The sequence below is a fragment of the Pseudomonas sp. MPB26 genome (assembly GCF_046605355.1).
In the GTDB taxonomy this organism is placed as follows: Bacteria; Pseudomonadota; Gammaproteobacteria; order Pseudomonadales; family Pseudomonadaceae; genus Aquipseudomonas; species Aquipseudomonas cedrina.
Genome location: NZ_CP176793.1, coordinates 5,584,736 through 5,604,011, shown reverse-complemented (window position 1 = coordinate 5,604,011; position 19,276 = coordinate 5,584,736). Strand labels below are relative to the sequence as shown.

The 19,276-nt window shown below is 60.2% G+C and carries 19 protein-coding genes; 10 read left to right on the top strand and 9 right to left on the bottom strand.

Annotated features, from left to right (window positions below):
- Positions 1-20: 20 nt before the first annotated feature.
- Together ACLH0H_RS25610 and ACLH0H_RS25605 are read left to right on the top strand one after the other, a co-directional pair.
- Entirely contained in the window at positions 21-380 is a 360-nt protein-coding gene (locus ACLH0H_RS25610) for a response regulator (protein WP_411380180.1), read from the top strand.
- Between the two features lie 145 nt (positions 381-525).
- A complete protein-coding gene (locus ACLH0H_RS25605) occupies positions 526-1,926 on the top strand; it encodes a DUF1254 domain-containing protein (RefSeq protein WP_411380179.1) in 1,401 nt (466 codons plus the stop codon).
- A 366-nt stretch (positions 1,927-2,292) separates the two neighbouring features.
- Here the strand turns inward: ACLH0H_RS25605 and ACLH0H_RS25600 are convergent, their stop codons facing one another.
- Positions 2,293-2,787 (bottom strand): hypothetical protein, encoded by a 495-nt coding sequence (locus ACLH0H_RS25600; protein ID WP_411380178.1) that lies wholly within the window; start codon positions 2,785-2,787, stop codon positions 2,293-2,295.
- A gap of 187 nt (positions 2,788-2,974) precedes the next feature.
- Between ACLH0H_RS25600 and ACLH0H_RS25595 the strand changes: the two genes are divergently transcribed.
- Positions 2,975-3,667, top strand: coding sequence for an aspartate/glutamate racemase family protein (locus ACLH0H_RS25595; protein ID WP_411380177.1), 693 nt, complete (start codon positions 2,975-2,977; stop codon positions 3,665-3,667).
- On the opposite strand, the gene ACLH0H_RS25590 is transcribed toward ACLH0H_RS25595, so the two are convergent.
- From ACLH0H_RS25590 to ACLH0H_RS25570, 5 genes are all read right to left on the bottom strand, one after another.
- Entirely contained in the window at positions 3,664-4,176 is a 513-nt protein-coding gene (locus tag ACLH0H_RS25590) for a GNAT family N-acetyltransferase (RefSeq protein ID WP_411380176.1), read from the bottom strand. The genes ACLH0H_RS25595 and ACLH0H_RS25590 overlap by 4 nt on opposite strands.
- 60 nt (positions 4,177-4,236) lie before the next feature.
- Positions 4,237-4,956: a hypothetical protein gene (locus tag ACLH0H_RS25585; protein WP_186689310.1), complete on the bottom strand. Its 720-nt coding sequence runs from the start codon at positions 4,954-4,956 to the stop codon at positions 4,237-4,239.
- On the bottom strand, positions 4,953-6,227 hold the full coding sequence (locus tag ACLH0H_RS25580) for an AAA family ATPase (RefSeq protein WP_411380175.1): 1,275 nt from the start codon (positions 6,225-6,227) through the stop codon (positions 4,953-4,955). Before ACLH0H_RS25580 ends, ACLH0H_RS25585 begins: the two co-directional genes overlap by 4 nt.
- A 102-nt stretch (positions 6,228-6,329) precedes the next feature.
- Positions 6,330-7,469 carry a glycerate kinase gene (locus tag ACLH0H_RS25575; protein WP_411380174.1) on the bottom strand — a complete coding sequence of 380 codons (1,140 nt, stop codon included), beginning with the start codon at positions 7,467-7,469 and terminating at the stop codon, positions 6,330-6,332.
- Between the two features lie 91 nt (positions 7,470-7,560).
- Positions 7,561-8,667, bottom strand: coding sequence for a sugar diacid recognition domain-containing protein (locus ACLH0H_RS25570; RefSeq protein WP_411380173.1), 1,107 nt, complete (start codon positions 8,665-8,667; stop codon positions 7,561-7,563).
- A 162-nt stretch (positions 8,668-8,829) separates the two neighbouring features.
- Between ACLH0H_RS25570 and ACLH0H_RS25565 the strand changes: the two genes are divergently transcribed.
- On the top strand, positions 8,830-10,140 hold the full coding sequence (locus tag ACLH0H_RS25565) for an MFS transporter (RefSeq protein ID WP_076954257.1): 1,311 nt from the start codon (positions 8,830-8,832) through the stop codon (positions 10,138-10,140).
- Between the two features lie 231 nt (positions 10,141-10,371).
- Here the strand turns inward: ACLH0H_RS25565 and ACLH0H_RS25560 are convergent, their stop codons facing one another.
- Positions 10,372-11,076 carry an SDR family oxidoreductase gene (locus tag ACLH0H_RS25560; protein WP_411380172.1) on the bottom strand — a complete coding sequence of 235 codons (705 nt, stop codon included), beginning with the start codon at positions 11,074-11,076 and terminating at the stop codon, positions 10,372-10,374.
- 98 nt (positions 11,077-11,174) lie between these two features.
- Between ACLH0H_RS25560 and ACLH0H_RS25555 the strand changes: the two genes are divergently transcribed.
- The 3 genes from ACLH0H_RS25555 (at position 11,175) to rarD (ending at position 14,239) form a co-directional block, all read left to right on the top strand.
- On the top strand, positions 11,175-12,077 hold the full coding sequence (locus ACLH0H_RS25555; protein WP_411380171.1) for a LysR family transcriptional regulator: 903 nt from the start codon (positions 11,175-11,177) through the stop codon (positions 12,075-12,077).
- A gap of 80 nt (positions 12,078-12,157) precedes the next feature.
- A complete protein-coding gene (locus ACLH0H_RS25550) occupies positions 12,158-13,165 on the top strand; it encodes an aldo/keto reductase (protein ID WP_411380170.1) in 1,008 nt (335 codons plus the stop codon).
- 192 nt (positions 13,166-13,357) lie between these two features.
- Positions 13,358-14,239: an EamA family transporter RarD gene (gene rarD / locus ACLH0H_RS25545; RefSeq protein ID WP_411380169.1), complete on the top strand. Its 882-nt coding sequence runs from the start codon at positions 13,358-13,360 to the stop codon at positions 14,237-14,239.
- 53 nt (positions 14,240-14,292) lie between these two features.
- Here rarD and hppD read toward each other — a convergent pair whose 3' ends face one another.
- Positions 14,293-15,369, bottom strand: a complete 1,077-nt coding sequence (gene hppD, locus ACLH0H_RS25540) for a 4-hydroxyphenylpyruvate dioxygenase (protein ID WP_186690803.1) — start codon at positions 15,367-15,369, stop codon at positions 14,293-14,295.
- Between the two features lie 394 nt (positions 15,370-15,763).
- On the opposite strand from hppD, the gene ACLH0H_RS25535 reads away from it, so the two are divergent.
- The gene (locus ACLH0H_RS25535) at positions 15,764-17,305 is read left to right on the top strand and encodes an EAL domain-containing protein (protein ID WP_411380168.1); all 1,542 of its coding nucleotides are present in this window, start codon (positions 15,764-15,766) and stop codon (positions 17,303-17,305) included.
- 198 nt (positions 17,306-17,503) lie between these two features.
- A complete protein-coding gene (locus ACLH0H_RS25530) occupies positions 17,504-17,869 on the top strand; it encodes a histone-like nucleoid-structuring protein, MvaT/MvaU family (protein WP_076954250.1) in 366 nt (121 codons plus the stop codon).
- Between the two features lie 111 nt (positions 17,870-17,980).
- Here the strand turns inward: ACLH0H_RS25530 and ACLH0H_RS25525 are convergent, their stop codons facing one another.
- A complete protein-coding gene (locus ACLH0H_RS25525) occupies positions 17,981-18,517 on the bottom strand; it encodes a DUF4946 domain-containing protein (protein WP_411382465.1) in 537 nt (178 codons plus the stop codon).
- A gap of 197 nt (positions 18,518-18,714) precedes the next feature.
- Here ACLH0H_RS25525 and gloA point away from each other — a divergent pair, with 197 nt between their 5' ends.
- Positions 18,715-19,236 (top strand): lactoylglutathione lyase, encoded by a 522-nt coding sequence (gene gloA / locus ACLH0H_RS25520; RefSeq protein WP_411380167.1) that lies wholly within the window; start codon positions 18,715-18,717, stop codon positions 19,234-19,236.
- Positions 19,237-19,276 lie beyond the last annotated feature (40 nt).

Below are 19,276 nucleotides of genomic sequence, written 5' to 3'. Positions count from 1 at the left end.
TTTTTTGGGAAACCCATATTATGTCCGCAGTCGCCTCCACCATCCTTGTCGTCGAAGACGATGCCATCGTGCGCATGCTGATCGTCGATGTTCTGGAGGAGTTGGATTTCAAAGTGCTGGAGGCTGCCGATGCCGCAGAAGCGCTGGCGCATGTAAAAAACACCGAGCAGGTCATTGATCTGATGATGACCGACGTCGGCCTGCCGGACATGGACGGCAAGCAACTGGCAACCCTGGTACGCGAGCTGCGCCCTTCCCTGCCGATCCTGTTCGCCAGCGGTTATGCCGAAAACATCGAGGTGCCGGCCGGCATGCAGGTGATCGCCAAGCCGTTTTCCATCGATCAGTTGCGTGACAAGGTCAAGTCCATGCTGCCTTGACGCAAGCGTCGCTCGAATGCCGCCTGCCTGGGCGGCATTTTTGTGTCAGGTGCGTAGAGATTTACGTGACCTGCGACGCGGAAAACCGGAAACTCTGCGCTTTATCGCCCGCCCCATCAAAGCACTCTTGGAAGGACGCAACATCATGATTGGAAAACCGACGCGCCTGCTGTTGGCGAGCCTCTCAATACTCGTCAGCACCGGCGCCTGGGCCGACTTCACCGCTACGCCGAGTGAAGCGCGGGCCATTGCCAAGGAAGCCTATCTGTATGGCTTCCCGGTGGTGGAGATGTACAAGACGCTCTACACCCAGGCCGTTGACAAGGGCGGTGCCAACTTCAAGGCGCCGCTGAACCATATCGGCCATGGCCCGCAAGTGCTGACCCCGAAAGACACGGCCGTCGCGACACCCAACCCGGATACGTCGCTCTCCTTCGTCTGGATGGACCTGCGCACCGAGCCCCTGGTGCTGACGATGCCCAAGATAGAAGACAACCGTTATGACTCGGTGCAGTTGATCGACCTCTACACCCATAACATCGCGTACTTGGGCACCCGCAGCACCGGCAACAACGGCGGCCACTACATGATCGCCGGCCCCGACTGGAAAGGTCAGCAGCCTGTGGACGTGGACCGGGTGGTCTACAGCGAAAGCAATATCGCCTACGCCCTGTATCGCACCCAAGTGTTTGATGAAAAGGACCTGAACAAGGTCAAGCAGATCCAGAACGGCTACACCGTGCAGCCGCTGAGCCGCTACGTGAAGCAGGCGCCACCGGTCAGGGCCGCCCGCATCGAATGGCCCAAGCCCACGGCGACCATGAGCGACAGCCCGCAACTGTTCCGCTACCTGAACTTCATGCTCGCCTTCGCGGCGCCCCAGGACAGCGAAAAAGAGCTGCTGGCACGGTTCGCCAGGATCGGCATCGCGCCGGGGGCCCCGTTCAAGGTCAACCAACTGAGCGCCGAACAGCGCAAAGCGCTGGAAGATGGCATCGCCGACGGCCAGGCAGCGTTTGCCGCGTTCAAAAAGGAGCGGATTGTCACGCGTCAAGTGTCCAGCGGCGAGCTGTATGGCAGCCGCGACCGCCTGAAAAACAACTACCTGTACCGTTATGCCGGGGCCAGCCTGGGTCTGTTCGGCGGTTCCAGCGACGAGTTTGCGTCCTTTACCTATGTTGACGACAGCGAGGGCAAACCCGCCAACGGCGCGCGCCATAGCTACACCGTGCATTTCGCCAAGGACCAATTGCCCCCGGCGGATGCGTTCTGGTCCCTGACCCTGTACGACGCCAAGACCCACCAACTGGTGCCCAACCACAAGAAACGCTACCAGATCAATTCGCGCATGCTGCCGGACCTCAAGTGGGACGCCGACGGCGGCCTGACCCTGGCGCTGCAGCATCACGAACCGCCGAAGTCTGAACAGAGCAACTGGCTGCCGGCGCCGCCCGCACCCTTCTACGCGGTACTGCGCCTGTACCTGCCTGAGCCGCAAGTAAACAGTGGCCAGTGGAAGCTGCCGCCGTTGACGCCGCTCAAGTAGCGCCACCTGGCCTACACCACTTTTGCAGGGGCAGGTGTCCTGTAGTGAGCGGGCTTGCCCCGCGCTGGGGGGCGAAGCCGCCCCAATCGGACCGCCGCGGTGTATCAGGTAGAATCAGGGGCGCCTGGTTTGGTGCGGCTTCGCCCCCCAGCGCGGGGCAAGCCCTAATGCCAGTCAGTTAAGCGCAGTCCCCCTGTGGGAGCGGGCTTGCTCGCGATAGCGGTGGGCCAGTCAACATCAATGTTTGCTGGGCCGACGTCTTCGCAGGCAAGCCAGCTCCCACATTTGATCTTCGTTGCTTTGAGCATTGCGTTTGCTTAACTGAACGGCATTAGGGCAAGCCCGCTCACTACAGGGATTGAAGACTCAGGCGCGTTCGCGCGGAATCAGGCTCTGCAACTGCGAGGCCAGGAAGTTGGCGTCGAAGCCGAAAGTGTCCGGATCTTTCAGGCCGTTGGTCTTCTTCCACAGCCAATCGTTTTTATCCGCGGGCAGCACCAGTGACACGCTACCGTGGCGCGCAGCGGTCAAGCCCATTACAGACACAGAGATCAAGCCGCCGGTGCCCATCACGTCCGGCACGAACTCCACCGGTTTGCCGGTGATCTGCACGGTGAGTTTTTCGGTTTTGAATGACGACGTCTCCACTGGCACGCTCGGGCCGCTGGCCACGTAGGCTTCACGGTGAACGTCCAGCAGCCCCACGGTCTTCACCGGCGCCAGCCACAGCTCGATCTGCCCGAACAGCTCGCCGAGCTTTTGTGCCCAGCGGGCCGACTGCAGGTCAAATTGCTGCTTTTTGTGCGCTTCGCTATCGGCGTAATGACGAAGCATCTCGCCCAGTTGTTGTAGATCGTCCATTGCGGATTTCCTTGGGTGAGCCAGAGTGCAAAGTCCGATCATGGCAGATGCGGCGGCTCAGCGTACGGCTTAAAACCTGGGCCAGCCAGGCATGACAAACTGCACCGGTCATTTGGTGGTCAACTGCGTATGACGAACCCGCCGCTGATGGGTAAGGTGAAGCGACTTTCCTTGTCAGGAGCATCGCATGCGCACCATTGGCCTTATTGGCGGCATGAGCTGGGAGTCCAGCGCCGAGTACTACCGCATCATCAACCAACGTGTGCGCGACAGGCTTGGCCCGCTGCGCTCGGCGCAACTGTTGATGTACAGCGTGGATTTCGGCCCGTTGGAACAGGCTCAACATGCCGGTCGCTGGGATGACGCCGCGCTGATCCTGGAAGCGGCGGCGCGTCGCTTGCAGGCCGGCGGTGCCGAGTGTGTGGTGCTGTGTACCAACACCATGCACCTGGTTGCACCGCGTATCGAAGCGGCGGTGTCGATTCCGTTTCTGCATATTGCCGATGCCGCCGGCGCGGCTGCGGTGCAGGCCGGCACGCTCACGGTCGGCCTGCTCGGCACCGCGTTTACCATGGAGCAGGATTTTATAAAAACGCGCCTGGCGGCACAGGGCCTGACGGTGCCGATACCCGAGGCGCAGGAGCGCCAGGCCGTGCACCGGATCATTTATGAGGAGTTGTGTGTCGGCGTGATCAGCGATGCCTCACGCAAGGTCTACCAGGGCGTGATCCAATCCCTGGCCGCACGCGGCGCCCAGGCGATCATCCTCGGCTGCACCGAAATCAGCCTGCTGATCAAACCCGAACACAGCGACCTGCCGCTGCTCGACACCACCGAGCTGCATGCGCAGGCTGCGGTGGCGTTTGCCTTGCAGGACTAAGCCGACGTGCGCAGGCGCGCCATGCTCACGGTGTCGACAAACCGGCCGTCACGCACCGCGTAATCGCGCAGCACGCCCTCGACCTCAAAGCCGAACTTGCGGTACAGCGCCTGCGCCGCCTGGTTGTCGGCGTACACCGTGAGTTCCACGCGGTGCAGGTTCATCCAGTTGTCGGCCACGTCCAGCGCGGCCGTCAGCAGACGCGAGCCGATCCCCTTGCCCTGCCATGCCGTCGCCACGCCCATGCCAAACGAACCGACATGGGCCTGGCGCACGCGCAGGTACTGTTCCAGGCCAAGCTGGCCGACCACTTCACCGCCGTGCACAGCCACCAGCTGCAGCCGTCGCTCATTGTCCATCACCAGGCGTTTGCGCCACACTTCTATGGACTGGAAAGGCATCTGCAATACCTGACGACACACGGCCGGCTCGTTATAGAGCGCAGCGACTCCTTCGAGGTGGGCTTCGGTGAAGCGCTGGATGACGATAGCGGGTTCTGGCGGGTGCATTGTGTTTCGTCCTTTGAAAAACAAGTGGCCGGGCAGTTTCGCGGGCTTTACAGGCAACCTTCAAGTCCTTAGCTGGCCACGGACGCGCGCAGCGCGTCTTTCGAGACGCAGTGCATGGAGCTCGGCTTGCTGCTTAAGCGCCTGACAGTACTCGGGAAGGCAATGCTGAGCATCGGGTGTATCCACTTCATCAGCCAGGCGCCGAGCAGTTGCAGCGGATATAGGGGTACCGCGCGGCTTCAACCGGCCCTTGATAACAGCAGCCCTGTCGTTGACCAACGTAGGATGGTTGAGTTTAAGAACGTCGATAGTGATGATGGCTTCAGGCGTCAGACCTTCTACATAGCCATCGCTGGAATATCTGAAGTGGCGCTCGATATTGACTGCCAGGGGCGAAACAAAAGGCTTTCGGGCCGAGTCGTAGTCATCTTTTTGCACGGCGCCATAAGCACAAGCAATGCCGGTTTGACTGGATGGGTAACACGCCACCAAGTTGGCGTAGGCAATGCTCTGGGCCTTGTAATGCTTTTGTGGGAGTACATGCTCAATGTGGCAACTGAATTGTGTGCCCTGCCCCCTTGCCTGGCATTCGGCGACTGTCGGTAAGCGCCTTAATGTATAAGCACATAGATGAAATTGCTCTTTCAGAAGAGACTGACGCACCGGCTCACTCGGAAAGCTGCTGCCCTTACCGTAGAAAAGATTGTGCTGCGTCTCGCGGTTTTCCCTTCGCCATTCAATCAGCGCCCTTGGTTCGGCACCCTTTTTGATAGACCTCACGCTCCGCCCTCTTCTAGCGACCTTAGAGAGTCTATATTTGCTTGGGCTTCAAGCACGTCAGGGATTCTTCCAACCTGTTCACGCAAATGTGCAAGTTCAGCTTGGGCAGACTCAAGATTGTCAGCGTCAAGGTCGCCATGGATTTTCCGAAGCTGTTGGCTGACGTACTGGTTCTGAGCCAGGCCGCCCATCAGCTCCTCGATAACCTCGCCACTGCGAAGGCCCAAGGCCCGTTCCGGATGACCTAGATATTGGCCGTCTTTGAGTAGCATCACGGATTCAGCAGGTAACTCTCCCAATATCTGCGGAGAGTGAGTCGTAATGATGAATTGGCAGTTGGGGAATGTTTTTTCCAGATTGGCGACCACGGTGCGCTGCCAACCTGGATGCAGGTGAAGGTCCAGTTCGTCGATAAGGACAACGCCCCTTCCTTCCAATGGGTCGAGTACCTCGCAGTTAAGCAATGTCAGCCTGCGGGCTAGGTCTCCGACCAGTGCCAACAGACATTTCTCTCCATCCGAAAGTTGCAGCACGTTGAATTCGAGTCCGCCTTTTAGAACCGTCATTCGCAGCGCAGGCTTGCGGCGAATGCGGACATCTCTAAAGCCAGTAAAGGTTTCGATTGCCCGGCGAACAACCGAAAGCGCGGGATCTCGATAGCCAGGAGTATCCCGGCTATTTTCATTTTCCAGATCTTCTTGATTGCGGAACCAAATAAAGAACCGTTTGAAGTCCGCACCGCCATGTCCAAGCGCGTCGTCATAACCCTCAGCAATAGCATTCACAAGGCGTTCGCGGACCCGTAGCGGCACGTCCAGCACAGCTCGGTGAACATCGTAGTAAACCGCCAAGGGCAGCTCGATCGGCCCACCACCCTCAAATTCGTGCTGAGTAATGCCGTATTCAACACCATTGGCAGCATCATTCAATCGAGACAACTCGCTGCTGCGCTCACGTGGATGTTTGCCAGCCTTGCGATTCAGCGCAATCGCCCAGTCTACGGCGTAGTTTTCAAACAATTGTGTATCGACGTGCAAGCGTGTGAATTCGGCCCCAACTCTGATGTCATCTTTCGCGATTGTCCTTGACTTAGAGGGTTGACCAACCATACGGGCGGTCAAATTCGAAAGCGTAATCGCCAACGCATCCAGAATCGAAGACTTGCCCACGCCATTGACACCCACCAAAGCGACAGTCTGCTTACCCTCGAAATCGAGTTCCATTTTCTCGATGCCGCGGAAATTGACGAGGGTAAAACGCTTGATCTGCATGATCGGCTTCCAACGTGCCCGGCCAGGTCAGCCAGTCTTCAAAGTAAGCAGCGATCATAGTAATTATCGACAGCTCTGTCACGACGCCAACGACAGCCTCTTTCAACCCCTTGAGGCTACCTGCCATAGCCGCGCAATGTCCGTCGCTCGTTCGCGCAACAACCTGGGCGCCTCGGCGCACGCTTGCTCCAGGCTCATGGGGCCGGATGGCAAGGCGAAGGCGGCATCCACGCCATGGGCATACATCTGCTCGTAGCCCTCGCCCAGGGTGCCGGCGATGACGATCACCGGCACGCCATGTTGTTGTGCGATGCGCGCCACGCCAAAAGGGGTTTTGCCGCGCAGGGTCTGGGCGTCGAAGCGGCCTTCGCCGGTGATCACCAGGTCGGCGCCGCGCACGGCTTGCTCCAGGCCGACCAGTTCGGCCACCACCTCTACACCGGCGCGGAACTGTGCGCCCAGAAAAGCCTTCGCCGCGAAACCCAGGCCGCCGGCGGCGCCGCTGCCGGGTTCGTCGCGCACATCCTTGAGCAGCACCTTGGCGCAATGGTCAGCGAAGTGCCCCAGGGCGGCGTCCAGCTGTTGCACCTGCTCGGGACTGGCGCCTTTTTGCGGGCCGAAAATAGCAGAGGCACCGTGGGCACCGCACAGCGGGTTGTCCACGTCGGCGGCGATTTCAAAGCGCACCTGGGCCAGGCGTGGGTCGAGCTGTTCCAGGTCGATGCGCGCCAGAGCGGCCAATGCGAGGCCGCCGGGTCCGAGGCTGCGGTTTTCGGCGTCGAACAGCTGCACGCCGAGGGCCTGCATCGCACCCGCGCCGCCGTCGTTGGTGGCGCTGCCGCCGATCGCCAGGATGATGCGCTGCGCACCCAGGTCCAGAGCCGCGCGGATCAGTTCGCCGGTGCCATAGGTGGTGGTTTTGCAGGCATCGCGTTGCCCCGGCGCCACCAATTGCAGCCCACTGGCTTCGGCCATTTCGATGATTGCGGTGTGGCTGTCGGCCAACCAGCCCCAATGCGCTTGAACCGGCGCACCCAGCGGGCCACGCACAGTGTGATGGCGCAACTGGCCATTGCACGCCGCCAGCACCGAATCCACCGTGCCTTCACCACCGTCCGCCATCGGGCATTGGATCACCTGTGCGTCCTGCCAGACCTGGGCCAACCCTGCCGCGATGGCTTGGGCCACGCCTTCGGCGCTCAGGCTGTCCTTGAACGAGTCGGGGGCGATGATGATTTTCATGGGCTTTCTCCGGTTTTTATACCACCCATGCTGCCAGTTGGCAGTGCCGCTGACGCCGGTCCGATGCACAAGTATGGATGCACTTTGTTGTTCATTGCGACAAAGGCTGGGGCAGCAGCTGTACGCCCAGGTAGAGCGCGAGCATGCCGTCCAGGGTCAACGGGTCGACGCCACTGAGCTCGGCAATGCGCTCCATGCGGTAGCGCAGGCTGTTACGGTGAATGCCCAGCGCATCGGCACAGGCCTGGCTTTGCCCGTCGTGTTCGCACCAACTGCGCAGCGTGGCCAGCAGTTGGCCGTTGGCGTCCTTGGCCAGCACCTTGCGCAAGGGGTTGAGCAACTCGTCGAGGGCGTCGTCGTTGCGATGACGCCAGAGCATTACGGGCAGGCGATAGCGGTTGAGCGTCAGCAGGCGCGACTGCGGCAACACATCGCGGCCATAAGCGAGTAAATCTGTGACGCGTCGATAGCAACGCCGTAGCCCCGACAGCCCCTGCGCTTGCCCGCCAACGGCCACGCGCAGGATGTTCCAGCCGAGGCCTTCGAGTTTTTCCAGCAGCCGTGGGTTGTCCACCGGTACCGCAGCCGGCCGGCACCACAACAGCGAGTACTGCGCCGAGCTGACACACCAGCTATCGGGGTAGCGCGAGGCCAACCAGGCGCTCAAAGCGTCCGCTGATGGCCCCGCACCCAGCTCGAACAGGTAAGGCGTGCGCGCCAGTTGCGGCTTGAGCCCCAGTTGCTGGGCTTCGTCCACCAGGCGCGGCGACTCACCGGCGTCGGCCAGCAGCAAGGCCAGCAGGTCATCGCAGCGCTGGCGCCGCCATTGTTGCTCGGCCTGCTGGTGGCGGTGGCTGACGAGCATTTCGGCGGTCATGCGCACCAATTCGGCGTAGGTACGCAGGCCTTCCGGTTCGCCGGTGATGCCCAGCACGCCGATCAGGCGCCCGTCATGCAACAGCGGCAGGTTGATCCCCGGTTGCACGCCCTTGAGGTGCTTGGCGGTCTGGCCGTCGATTTCCACCACACGGCCATTGGCGAGCACCAGTTGCGCGCCTTCATGCCGGGTATTGATGCGCTCAGGTTCACCGCTGCCGAGGATCAGGCCCTGGCTGTCCATGACGTTGACGTTGTAGGGCAGAATCGCCATGGTTCGATCGACGATATCCTGCGCCAGGTCATGATCAAGCTCGAACATGCGATTTAAGTTTCCTTGAATGCGTGGTTGTTCACCGGCACAGCGCAAAGCCGGCGGCGCTGTGCGCGAGCACAAAGACAGCGGCCTGCCGGGTGGCCGAGACTCAATGGGCGATCAACGTTACCCTCGCATCGCGAAAAAACATAATAAAGAGAGATTGCCATGTCACAGAGCGCCGCGACCCCCTTGGCCACCGATGACGATAAAAACGCCATCTACAAGCGCATCACCCTGCGCTTGATCCCCTTCATTTTCATCTGCTATCTGTTCAATTACCTCGACCGGGTAAACGTCGGCTTTGCCAAGTTGCAGATGCTCGACGCCTTGAAATTCAGCGAAACCGTCTACGGCCTCGGGGCCGGGATCTTCTTTATCGGCTATGTGCTGTGCGGCGTGCCAAGCAACCTGGCGTTGAACAGGTTCGGTCCGCGGCGCTGGATTGCGCTGATGATGATTGTCTGGGGCACGCTGTCCACTTGCCTGTTGTTCGTCACCACGCCGACGCACTTCTACACCCTGCGCCTGTTCACGGGCGCCGCCGAAGCCGGCTTCTTCCCCGGCGTGGTGCTGTACCTCTCGCAGTGGTTCCCGACTTTCCGCCGTGGGCGGATCATGGCGCTGTTCATGTCGGCCATCCCGGTTTCCGGCTTGCTCGGCAGCCCGTTCTCCGGCTGGATCCTCAACCACTTCGCCGCCGGCCAAGGTGGCCTGGCAGGCTGGCAGTGGATGTTCCTGCTGCAAGGCATCCCCACCGTGATCCTCGGCGCCCTCGCCTATTTCCTGCTCAGCGACAGCTTCGCCCATGCCAAGTGGCTCAAGCCCCATGAGCGTGCGGTGTTGGAGGCCGACCAGGCGACCGATCTGGCGAACAAACCCAAAACCAGCACCGACTCCCTGGCCGAGGTGTTCAAGAACCCGGCGATCTGGGCGTTCGGCCTGATCTACTTCTGCATCCAGAGCGGCGTGTACGCCATCAACTTCTGGCTGCCGTCGATCATCAAGAACCTGGGGTTCAGCGATAACCTGGTGATCGGCTGGCTCAGTGCGATTCCCTATCTGCTGGCGGCGTTGTTCATGCTGCTGGTGGGGCGTTCCGCCGACTTGCGCAAGGAGCGCCGCTGGCACTTGGTGGTGCCGATGTTGATGGGGGCTGTCGGCTTGGTGATCGCAGTGAATTTCGCCACCACCCCGGCCGTTGCAATCCTCGGCCTGACCATTGCGACCATGGGCGCCCTGACCGGCTTGCCGATGTTCTGGCCTGTGCCGACCGCCATGCTCAGTGCGGGCGCGGCGGCGGGTGGCCTGGCGTTGATCAACTCCATGGGCCAGATGGCCGGCTTTCTCAGCCCGTATATCGTCGGGTTTGTGAAGGATGCCACCGGGTCCACGGATATGGCGTTGTACCTGCTGGCGGCGGTGATTGTCGGCGGCAGCGTGTTGGCGTTGCGGATGACGCGTACCCTCAAAGGCTAGTGAGATCAGTGTGGGAGCCGGGCTTGTCCGCGATAGCGGGATGTCAGCCAGCCAATGATCGTTCCCACGCTCTGCGTGGGAATGCATCCCGTGACGCTCCGCGTCTCCTTGCGCAGTACTTGAAACAGGCACCGGCTTCGGGACGCGGAGCGTCCGGGGCGGCATTCCCACGCAGAGCGTGGGAACGATCATCATCGCAGGCAAGCCAGCCTCCACCTGTTCGTACAGTGTTTACAGAAGACCGCCGCCGTCGATGTCGATCACGCTGCCGGTCATGTAGCCGTTCTCCATGGCCAGCACATACCCCGCCGCCACTTCCTGCGCCTGCCCTACTCGCCCCACCGGCAATGCACCGCCCGCCTTGGCAAACATCGCCAAGCGCTGGTCTTCGGCCAACCCTGCATACGCGGGGGTGTCAATCACCCCTGGGCTGATCACATTGACCCGTCGCGGCGCCAGCTCTTTGGCCAGTTGCTTGCCCAATGCCTCAGTCGCGGCATTGATGCCGACCTTGATGAATTGCCCCGACACCAGCTTGCGCCCCAGTTGCCCGGACGTCAGGCTGATGCTGCCGTGTTCGTCGAGAAACGGCAGTGCCAACTGGATGGCCCGCAGCGAGCCCCAGAGTTTGACGTTGAAGTTTTCCTGCGCCTCATTCAGGTCGGTTTCGATCAATGGCTTGGCACGCACACTCGGCCCCGAGGTGTAGACCAGGTGATCAAAACGCCCCACGCGCTCGAACAGACGTTGCAGGGACGCGGCATCGGTGACATCCACCGGTTCGCTGCGCAGGCCATTTTCAACGCCGGACGCCAAGCGTCGCCCGGCCAGCACCACCTGTGCGCCGCGTGCAGCGGCGGCCTTGGCCACTGCCGCACCGATACCGCTGCTGCCGCCGATCACAATGACCGTTTTGCCGTTGAGGGGAGAAGTCATGGGAGATTCCTGGGAAGAAAGTGAGCGTTCATCTTCCCAGCTTGGCAATCGGCGAAAAATCCGGGTAAAACGACAAGATCTTTAAAGGATTTTTACAAATGAGCTCGATTCTCGATCTGGAAGTCTTCGCGCGCACCGCCGACAGCGGCAGCTTGTCGGCCGCCGCACGCGGCCTGGGTTTGACGCCAGCGGCCGCGAGCATTGCGCTCAAGCGCCTCGAAACCCGACTGGGCATTCGCCTGCTGGCGCGCTCCACGCGCAGCATGCGCCTGACCGAAGAAGGCCGGCGCTACTTGGACAGCGTGCGCGTGGCACTGGCGGCCTTGTCCGAAGGCGAACAGGCGCTCAAGCAGCAAAGCCAGGGCCTGACTGGGTTGCTGCAGTTGGCCGCGCCATCGGATTTCGGGCGCAATGTGGTGCTGGGTTGGCTGGATGAATTCAAAGCGCAGCACCCGAATATTCGCTTGCAGTTAATGCTCAACGACAGCAACGCCGACCTGTTCCGCGAAACCGTGGACATCGCCCTGCGTTTCGGCGTGCCCCAGGACTCCAGCCTGGTGGCGCTGCCCATTGCGCCCGAGCATTGCCGCGTCGCGTGTGCCAGCCCGGCGTACCTGGCGCGCCACGGCATGCCCCATGAGCCGATGGAGCTGGCCCGGCACAGCGCGCTGCGGTACATGCGCCAGGGTCAGGTGAGCAAGACCTGGCGCTTTCGCCAGGGTACGCAGTTGCAAGAAGTCGACGTGAGCGGGGATTTCCTCAGCGATGACGGGGAAATCGTGCGGCGCTGGGCGTTGGCGGGCCACGGTGTCGCGTACAAGGCCAGGCTCGATGTGGTCGGGGATATTGCCGCCGGCCGGTTGGTGCCGCTGTTCGAGGATTGGACGGGGGAACCTGCGCCGTTCAACCTGATGTGCCCCCACCGCCTGCAAGTATCGGAACGGGTGAAGGTGCTGCATCGCTTTTTGCTCGAGCGGTGTCAGGCATTGCTGGGCACCTGAAGAAATCCCCGCAGGGCTTGTCCCAGAGCCTCTGAGTCTGGTATTGCATGGAGCACATTTGCTGCCGTGAGGAGTTATCCATGATTTACCGCACATTGGGCCAGTCCGGTTTGAAGGTCAGCGCCTTGACCCTGGGCACCATGATGTTTGGCGAACAGACCAGCACCGAGGACTCGCTGCGCATCATCGGCAAGGCCTGGGACCAGGGCATCAATTTTATCGACACGGCAGACGTCTACACCGCCGGGCGCTCCGAGGAAATCGTCGGTGAGGCCATCGCGCGGCAGCGTAAGGACTGGATCGTGGCCTCCAAAGTCGGATTCGGCCCGGCCGACGGAGTGCCCAACCGCAGCGGCCTGAGCCGCAAGCGCATTTTTAATGCGCTGGACGCCAGCCTGGCGCGGCTCGACACCGATTACCTGGACATCTACTACCTGCACCGCGAAGACCACACTACCCCGCTTGAAGTGACGGTGTCGGCGATCGGCGATCTGATCCGCCAGGGCAAGATCCGCTACTGGGGCCTGTCCAACTACCGCGGCTGGCGCATCGCCGAAGTGATCCGCGTGGCTGAACGCCTGGGTGTGGACAAACCCGTCATCAGCCAGCCGCTGTACAACATCGTCAACCGCCAGGCCGAGGTGGAGCAGATCACCGCCGCAGCCGCCTACGGCCTGGGCGTGGTGCCATACAGCCCACTGGCCCGGGGCGTGCTCAGCGGCAAATACGCCCCGGATGTCACGCCCGAGGCCGGCAGCCGCGCGGCGCGCCAGGACAAACGCATCCTGGAAACCGAATGGCGCGTGGAATCGCTGCGCATCGCTCAGCAGATCCAGCAATACACCCAGGGACGCGGCGTGGGGATCGTGGAGTTTGCGATCGCCTGGGTGTTGAACAATTCGGCGGTCAGCTCGGCGATTGTCGGACCGCGCACCGAGGCGCAGTGGGACGCTTACATCGGCGCCCTGGACGTGAAGATCACAGCTGAAGATGAGGCCTTCATTGATGCGCTGGTAACCCCGGGGCATTCGTCCACACCTGGTTTCAATGACGTGGGCCACTTTGTGTCTGGCCGGATCGCGCTTTAAACAAAGGATTCGACCTGGGGGCTGTCGAGCTCCGGCGAGGCGCCCCCCATTGTCGATCGGCATTGTTCAAACCGACCTTCTTAGGTCATTTTCCGGCCCTTGCCCCAAAACAGCGCACCCCTCATCCGCTAAAAGCACCATAATCCGTCATCAAACTCCCCGTTTATTCAAATCGGCTTTCGCGAGGACAGTGTGTCTAAAGGTGTTGTGTTATCGGTCTTGGCCTCGGTGTTGTTTGCCGTGATGTATTACTTCACATCATTGCTGACGCCCTTGAGCGGCCTGGAAATTTTTGGCTGGCGCATGTTGCTCACCATGCCCTGCATGACGGTATTCATGATCGTCAGCGGCGAATGGCGACGCGTGTGGGAGCTGGTGCGGATGCTGGCTGGCAAACCGCGCCTGATCGCGGGCGTGCTGGTGTCTTCAGCCTTACTTGGCGTGCAGTTGTGGTTGTTCATGTGGGCGCCGCTGAACGGGCGCAGCCTGGATGTGTCGGTCGGCTACTTCCTGCTGCCGCTGACCATGGTGCTGACCGGGCGCCTGGTGTGGGGTGAACAGCTGTCGTACCTGCAGAAGATCGCAGTGTTCTTCGCCGGGCTCGGGGTGCTCAACGAGCTGTACCAGGCCGGTGGTTTTTCCTGGGCCACGCTGGTGGTGATCGTCGGCTACCCGCTGTACTTCATCGTGCGCAAGGCCCTCAAGACTGACCACCTCGGCGGGCTCTGGCTGGATATGGCATTGATGCTGCCGGTGGCCTGGTGGTTTGTGCAGAGCGGCGAGCAAGGTTTTGCGGTGATGGACGCCCACCCGAAGCTGTACGCATTGATCCCGATGCTCGGCGTGATCAGCGCATCGGCGCTGGTGAGCTACATCATTGCCAGCCGATTGCTGGCGTTCAGCCTGTTCGGGCTGCTCAGCTACGTGGAACCGGTACTGTTGCTGGGCGTGGCGCTGATTCTGGGGGAAGGGATCAAGGGCGGCGAATGGCTGACCTACATCCCGATCTGGCTGGCGGTGATGGTGCTGGTCTTTGAAGGGTTCAAGCATTTGGTGCGTCAACGCAAAGCCTGAGTCGCGGGCCAAAAAAACCGGCCGGGGTTACCCTCGGCCGGGCTGTCTAACGCTTAGTCGGCGGTCAATACACCACGACGCACCTGGTCGCGCTCGATGGATTCGAACAGCGCCTTGAAGTTGCCCTCGCCAAACCCGTCGTCGCCCTTGCGCTGGATGAACTCGAAGAACACCGGGCCCATCAGGGTTTCCGAGAAAATCTGCAGCAGCAGGCGCTTGTCGCCTTCGACGGAAGAACCGTCCAGCAGGATGCCGCGCGCCTGCAACTGATCCACCGGCTCGCCGTGATTCGGCAAGCGGCCTTCGAGCATTTCGTAGTAGGTGTCCGGCGGCGCGGTCATGAAGCGCATGCCGATCTTCTTCAACGCGTCCCAGGTCTTGACCAGGTCATCGGTCAGGAACGCCACGTGCTGGATGCCTTCACCGTTGAACTGCATCAGGAACTCTTCGATCTGCCCGGCGCCCTTGGACGACTCTTCGTTCAGCGGGATGCGAATCATGCCATCCGGCGCGCTCATGGCCTTGGACGTCAGGCCGGTGTACTCGCCCTTGATATCGAAGTAGCGTGCTTCGCGGAAGTTGAACAGTTTTTCGTAGAAGTTGGCCCAATAGGCCATGCGCCCGCGATAGACGTTGTGGGTCAGGTGGTCGATGACCTTGAGGCCGGCGCCTTGCGGGTTGCGCTCCACGCCTTCGAGGTAGACGAAGTCGATGTCATAGATCGAGCTGCCTTCGCCAAAACGGTCGATCAGGTACAGCGGCGCACCGCCGATGCCCTTGATCGCCGGCAGGTTGAGTTCCATCGGGCCGGTTTCGATGTGGATCGGTTGTGCACCCAACTCAAGGGCACGGTTGTAGGCTTGTTGCGAGTCCTTGACACGGAACGCCATGCCGCACACCGACGGGCCGTGCTCGGCCGCGAAATAGGAGGCGATGCTGTTGGGTTCGTTGTTGAGGATCAGGTTGATCTCGCCCTGGCGATACAGGTGCACATTTTTGGAGCGGTGGCTGGCGACTTTTGTGAAGCCCATGATCTCGAAGATCGGTTCCAGGGTGCCCGGGGTCGGCGATGCGAACTCAATAAATTCAAAGCCCATCAGGCCCATTGGGTTTTCGTATAGATCTGCCATGGTGGCACCTCATCATTCTTGTAATAAATACTGTTATTTGCGAACAAGGATGAGGTTGCGGGGTGGCGCACAGGAAAGGCCTCGCACGCTACGGGCGAGGAAGTCACCAAAGATGAGGGCGCAGCCAAATAGCTTCATGGTGTCATCAGTCTCTGACGGCTTAGGCTTGCGTGAGCGCAAGTCCATATTCTTGTATGCGTAAATCGATTCTACACAGCGTAACAGTTTTTGTCCGTACTCTTATCAAATCCCCATTGCCTTGACGGGCGCAAGGGATTTGTTCGGTCTGCCGCTGCCTGGTCCGGCTGGCCAAACGGTCAGGTACAGCAAGCGTATTTGGGCAGAGCCATCTATCATCGATTGAATCTGACCTTTGCAACAGGCCGTTCACTTCATGCCCCTGACCGTCAACGGCCCGCGAAAACGCGCCAGTCGTTACTTGATCACCTCCTTGAGTGCCTTGCTACCCGTTGCGCTCGGGGTGGTTATATTGCATTGGCAAGCCGAGCGTACCCTGCAACAAAGCACCGCCCAGACCGCCCAGGAAGCAGTGCGCCAGTTCGACCTGATGCTCGACAATGCCGCCCTCGCCGCCCAGGTGCTACTGCCTTTGGCCGGGAACCCGTGCGACAACGCCACGCAATTGGCGCTGCGCGAACAGGTTACACGCGGGCCGTTCGTACGTGCGACCACCTTGTCCTGGCGAAAAAACATCTACTGCAGTTCTTTGTTTGGCGCCAATCATGAGTCGCCGGTCAACCCGCAAGACTATGTTGACGGTCAGTTATGGCTGATGAATGGCAATCCGGTGACGCCGGACACCGCCCTGCTGGTTTATCGACTGGTCGACGGCGACAAGGCAGCTTTTGCGTCGATTGACGGTTATCACCTGACCAATACCCTGCGCCTGATCAGCCGTTATGCCCACTTGGTGCTGCAAGTGGGCCCCAATTGGCTGGCGGCCGACGGCAAGGTGCATGACAGCCCGGCGCCGGTATTTGCGGTGGCCCATCATCAGTTGGCGTCCGAGCGCTATCGCTACCATGTCGAAGCGGGCATGCCGGCCGGCGAAGTGTGGCGGTATATGCAGTCCCGATACCCGGCGCTGTTCAGCCTGGTGGTGTTCTTTGGCGTGCTGGCGGGCGTGCTGGCGCATTGGCTGCAAAAGCGCTCATCGGCACCGACCCATGAACTGCAACGGGCGCTGGGCGCCAACGAGTTCATTGCTTACTACCAACCGGTGGTACGCGGCGATACCCGTGAATGGGCCGGCTGCGAGGTGCTGATGCGCTGGCAACACCCGAAGGAGGGGCTGGTGCGCCCGGACCTGTTTATTCCGCTGGCCGAGCACTCGGGCCTGATCGTGCCGATGACTCGCGCCCTGCTACGCCAGACCGCCGCGCAACTGGCACCCCACGCGGCGCGCTTGCGCCCTGGGTTCCATATCGGCGTGAATATCACCGCCCGCCATTGTCAGGACCTGGCGCTGGTGGATGACTGCCGTGAGTTTCTCGGTGCGTTTGCCGTAGGCCAGGTAACTCTGGTACTGGAGTTGACCGAGCGCGAGCTGATCGTGCCCAGCGATATCACGCGTCGCCTGTTCGACGCGCTGCATCAACTGGGGGTGATGATCGCGATTGATGACTTCGGCACCGGCCACTCAAGTCTGACTTACTTGCGCAACTTCAATGTGGACTATTTGAAGATAGACCAGAGTTTTGTCGCCATGATCGGCGCCGATGCACTCTCTCGGCATATTCTGGACAGCATCATAGAGTTGTCCGGCAAGCTCGACTTGGGCATCGTTGCAGAAGGTGTCGAAACCGTTGAACAGTGCGAATACCTCGCCGCGCAAGGCGTGGATTTCCTGCAGGGCTATCTGTTCGGCAGGCCGTTGCCGTGCGAAGAGTTCATTAAATTACTGGGCAGCCACTGATTAGCCATACACTCAACGCGCTGAAATAATTTTGTTTAGACAAAAGACATGATTTACTCACGGTGAATTAACTACTACAATTTTTCCTGCCTGTGCAGCATTCGCAGGACGACTTCTTTCCTGGGTCACCTTAAAGCGCTTGGCTTATAGCTTTGTTTGCCGTTGATATCAGCCAACTACACTATTGGAGTACAGATTTTGTCCAGACTCGCCGAATTTCGCGCAGCAGAAAAAGCCCTTCAAGAGCAGCTTGCGCAGCTGGAATCCCTGAAGAACGATGCCGGCCTGAAGAAAGAAATCGAATTCGAAGAAAAGCTTCAAGCCCTGATGAAGTCCTACGGCAAAGGCCTGCGCGACATCATTTCCATCCTTGATCCAAACCCGGGCAAGTCCAACGTCAGCGCCGCTGCCGCACCAAAACAGCGCCGCGCACGCGTGGTCAAGGTTTACCAGAACCCGCACACCGGCGAGCTGATCGAAACCAAGGGCGGCAACCACCGGGGCCTCAAGGCCTGGAAAGAAGAGTACGGCGCCGCCACTGTAGATTCCTGGCTTCGCGGCTGATCGCACCGCACTAACAAATAGCCCCGCACATGCGGGGCTTTTTTATTCAACGATTCGAAAACGAATTTAAATAACTTTTCATCGTGTTCAGAATCATCGGACATTACACACTTACAGTTTCAGGCTATCGCGCACCGAACTGACTTCATCCTTGCTTGCCTCGTAGGCATCAGCCTGCCCTGCGTATGAAAAAACATAGGCTTTATCGGTATCGACCGCGCCCACCAATGTTTGAGAAAGCACATGGCGGCCGTTTTCAGTAATCACACAAGTAGTTTCCAGCGCGTCAAGACGGCTCAATGTTGCAGGGCGCATCTTGCTGCACACACTTTGATACCCACCTTGGGCAAAATCTTTCTGGATGGACTTGCGCATCTCCAACAGTACGCCTTGCAGGTTAACCTTGTGCCCCGTTTCAATTGGCGTACCCGTCAACTCCATGACCATCAAGGTGGCGCCATTTTCATCGTGCTTGATGGCGCGCTGCCGGGAAACCGGCTGAGCCTTTACAGGGGTCGCATCATCAGGCACCACGTCTTCGATCTGCCAGCCGCTGGGCCAATGAATTTCCGGGTCGGCCGCCAATACGAAGGAACTGCCCAACAGCAAACACACAGCACTCAACAGCGGTTTACGAAATTCGATCATTGCCAACACTACCCAAGGTTCAAGCACAGAAGTCTGAGCCCCGGCACCCTTGGGTCGCAAGGCCTGCGTGGGCTTTTTCATTTGGCGCCCGGCGCAGGCCTTGCGTATCATGGCCGGGTTGCACGGATGCCAGCCGCAAGCCAAGGAACCGCTCATCTCTTAGAGCAGCGTTTGCCCCACTTTTTTCTGGAGGGCCCATGAGCCTGCACGAACTGAACACCTTTGCGGGCGTCACAGCCCAACCTGACAGCGCCACCACGAATTTCGTGTTCAACCACACCATGCTGCGGGTCAAGGACATCACCAAGTCGCTGGATTTCTATACCCGCGTCCTCGGTTTTTCCCTGGTTGAAAAGCGCGACTTCCCGGAAGCCGAATTCAGCCTGTACTTCCTGGCCCTGGTGGACAAATCCCAGATCCCGGCCGATGCCGCCGAGCGCACCCAGTGGATGAAGTCGATCCCGGGCATCCTAGAACTGACCCACAACCACGGCACCGAAAACGATGCCGACTTCGCCTACCACAACGGCAACACCGACCCACGTGGCTTTGGCCATATCTGCATCTCGGTGCCGGACATCGTCGCCGCGTGTGAACGCTTCGAAGCCCTGGGCTGTGACTTCCAGAAGCGCCTGAGCGATGGCCGCATGAAGAGCCTGGCATTCATCAAGGACCCGGATGCGTACTGGGTCGAGATTATCCAGCCCGCGCCGATGTAAACGAAAAAACCCCATGATCGCTCATGGGGTTTTTCATTTT

Bases quoted from the DNA above. Each gene is read 5' to 3' on its own strand.
- ACLH0H_RS25600 (WP_411380178.1), bottom strand. From the start codon at position 2,787: ATGGACGATCTACAACAACTGGGCGAGATGCTTCGTCATTACGCCGAT.
- ACLH0H_RS25525 (WP_411382465.1), bottom strand. From the start codon at position 18,517: ATGATCGAATTTCGTAAACCGCTGTTGAGTGCTGTGTGTTTGCTGTTG.
- ACLH0H_RS25605 (WP_411380179.1), top strand. From the start codon at position 526: ATGATTGGAAAACCGACGCGCCTGCTGTTGGCGAGCCTCTCAATACTC.
- hppD (WP_186690803.1), bottom strand. From the start codon at position 15,369: ATGGCAGATCTATACGAAAACCCAATGGGCCTGATGGGCTTTGAATTT.
- ACLH0H_RS25555 (WP_411380171.1), top strand. From the start codon at position 11,175: ATGAGCTCGATTCTCGATCTGGAAGTCTTCGCGCGCACCGCCGACAGC.
- ACLH0H_RS25570 (WP_411380173.1), bottom strand. From the start codon at position 8,667: ATGTTCGAGCTTGATCATGACCTGGCGCAGGATATCGTCGATCGAACC.
- ACLH0H_RS25575 (WP_411380174.1), bottom strand. From the start codon at position 7,469: ATGAAAATCATCATCGCCCCCGACTCGTTCAAGGACAGCCTGAGCGCC.
- ACLH0H_RS25535 (WP_411380168.1), top strand. From the start codon at position 15,764: ATGCCCCTGACCGTCAACGGCCCGCGAAAACGCGCCAGTCGTTACTTG.
- ACLH0H_RS25580 (WP_411380175.1), bottom strand. From the start codon at position 6,227: ATGCAGATCAAGCGTTTTACCCTCGTCAATTTCCGCGGCATCGAGAAA.
- ACLH0H_RS25610 (WP_411380180.1), top strand. From the start codon at position 21: ATGTCCGCAGTCGCCTCCACCATCCTTGTCGTCGAAGACGATGCCATC.
- gloA (WP_411380167.1), top strand. From the start codon at position 18,715: ATGAGCCTGCACGAACTGAACACCTTTGCGGGCGTCACAGCCCAACCT.
- ACLH0H_RS25550 (WP_411380170.1), top strand. From the start codon at position 12,158: ATGATTTACCGCACATTGGGCCAGTCCGGTTTGAAGGTCAGCGCCTTG.
- ACLH0H_RS25560 (WP_411380172.1), bottom strand. From the start codon at position 11,076: ATGACTTCTCCCCTCAACGGCAAAACGGTCATTGTGATCGGCGGCAGC.
- ACLH0H_RS25565 (WP_076954257.1), top strand. From the start codon at position 8,830: ATGTCACAGAGCGCCGCGACCCCCTTGGCCACCGATGACGATAAAAAC.
- ACLH0H_RS25590 (WP_411380176.1), bottom strand. From the start codon at position 4,176: ATGCACCCGCCAGAACCCGCTATCGTCATCCAGCGCTTCACCGAAGCC.
- ACLH0H_RS25595 (WP_411380177.1), top strand. From the start codon at position 2,975: ATGCGCACCATTGGCCTTATTGGCGGCATGAGCTGGGAGTCCAGCGCC.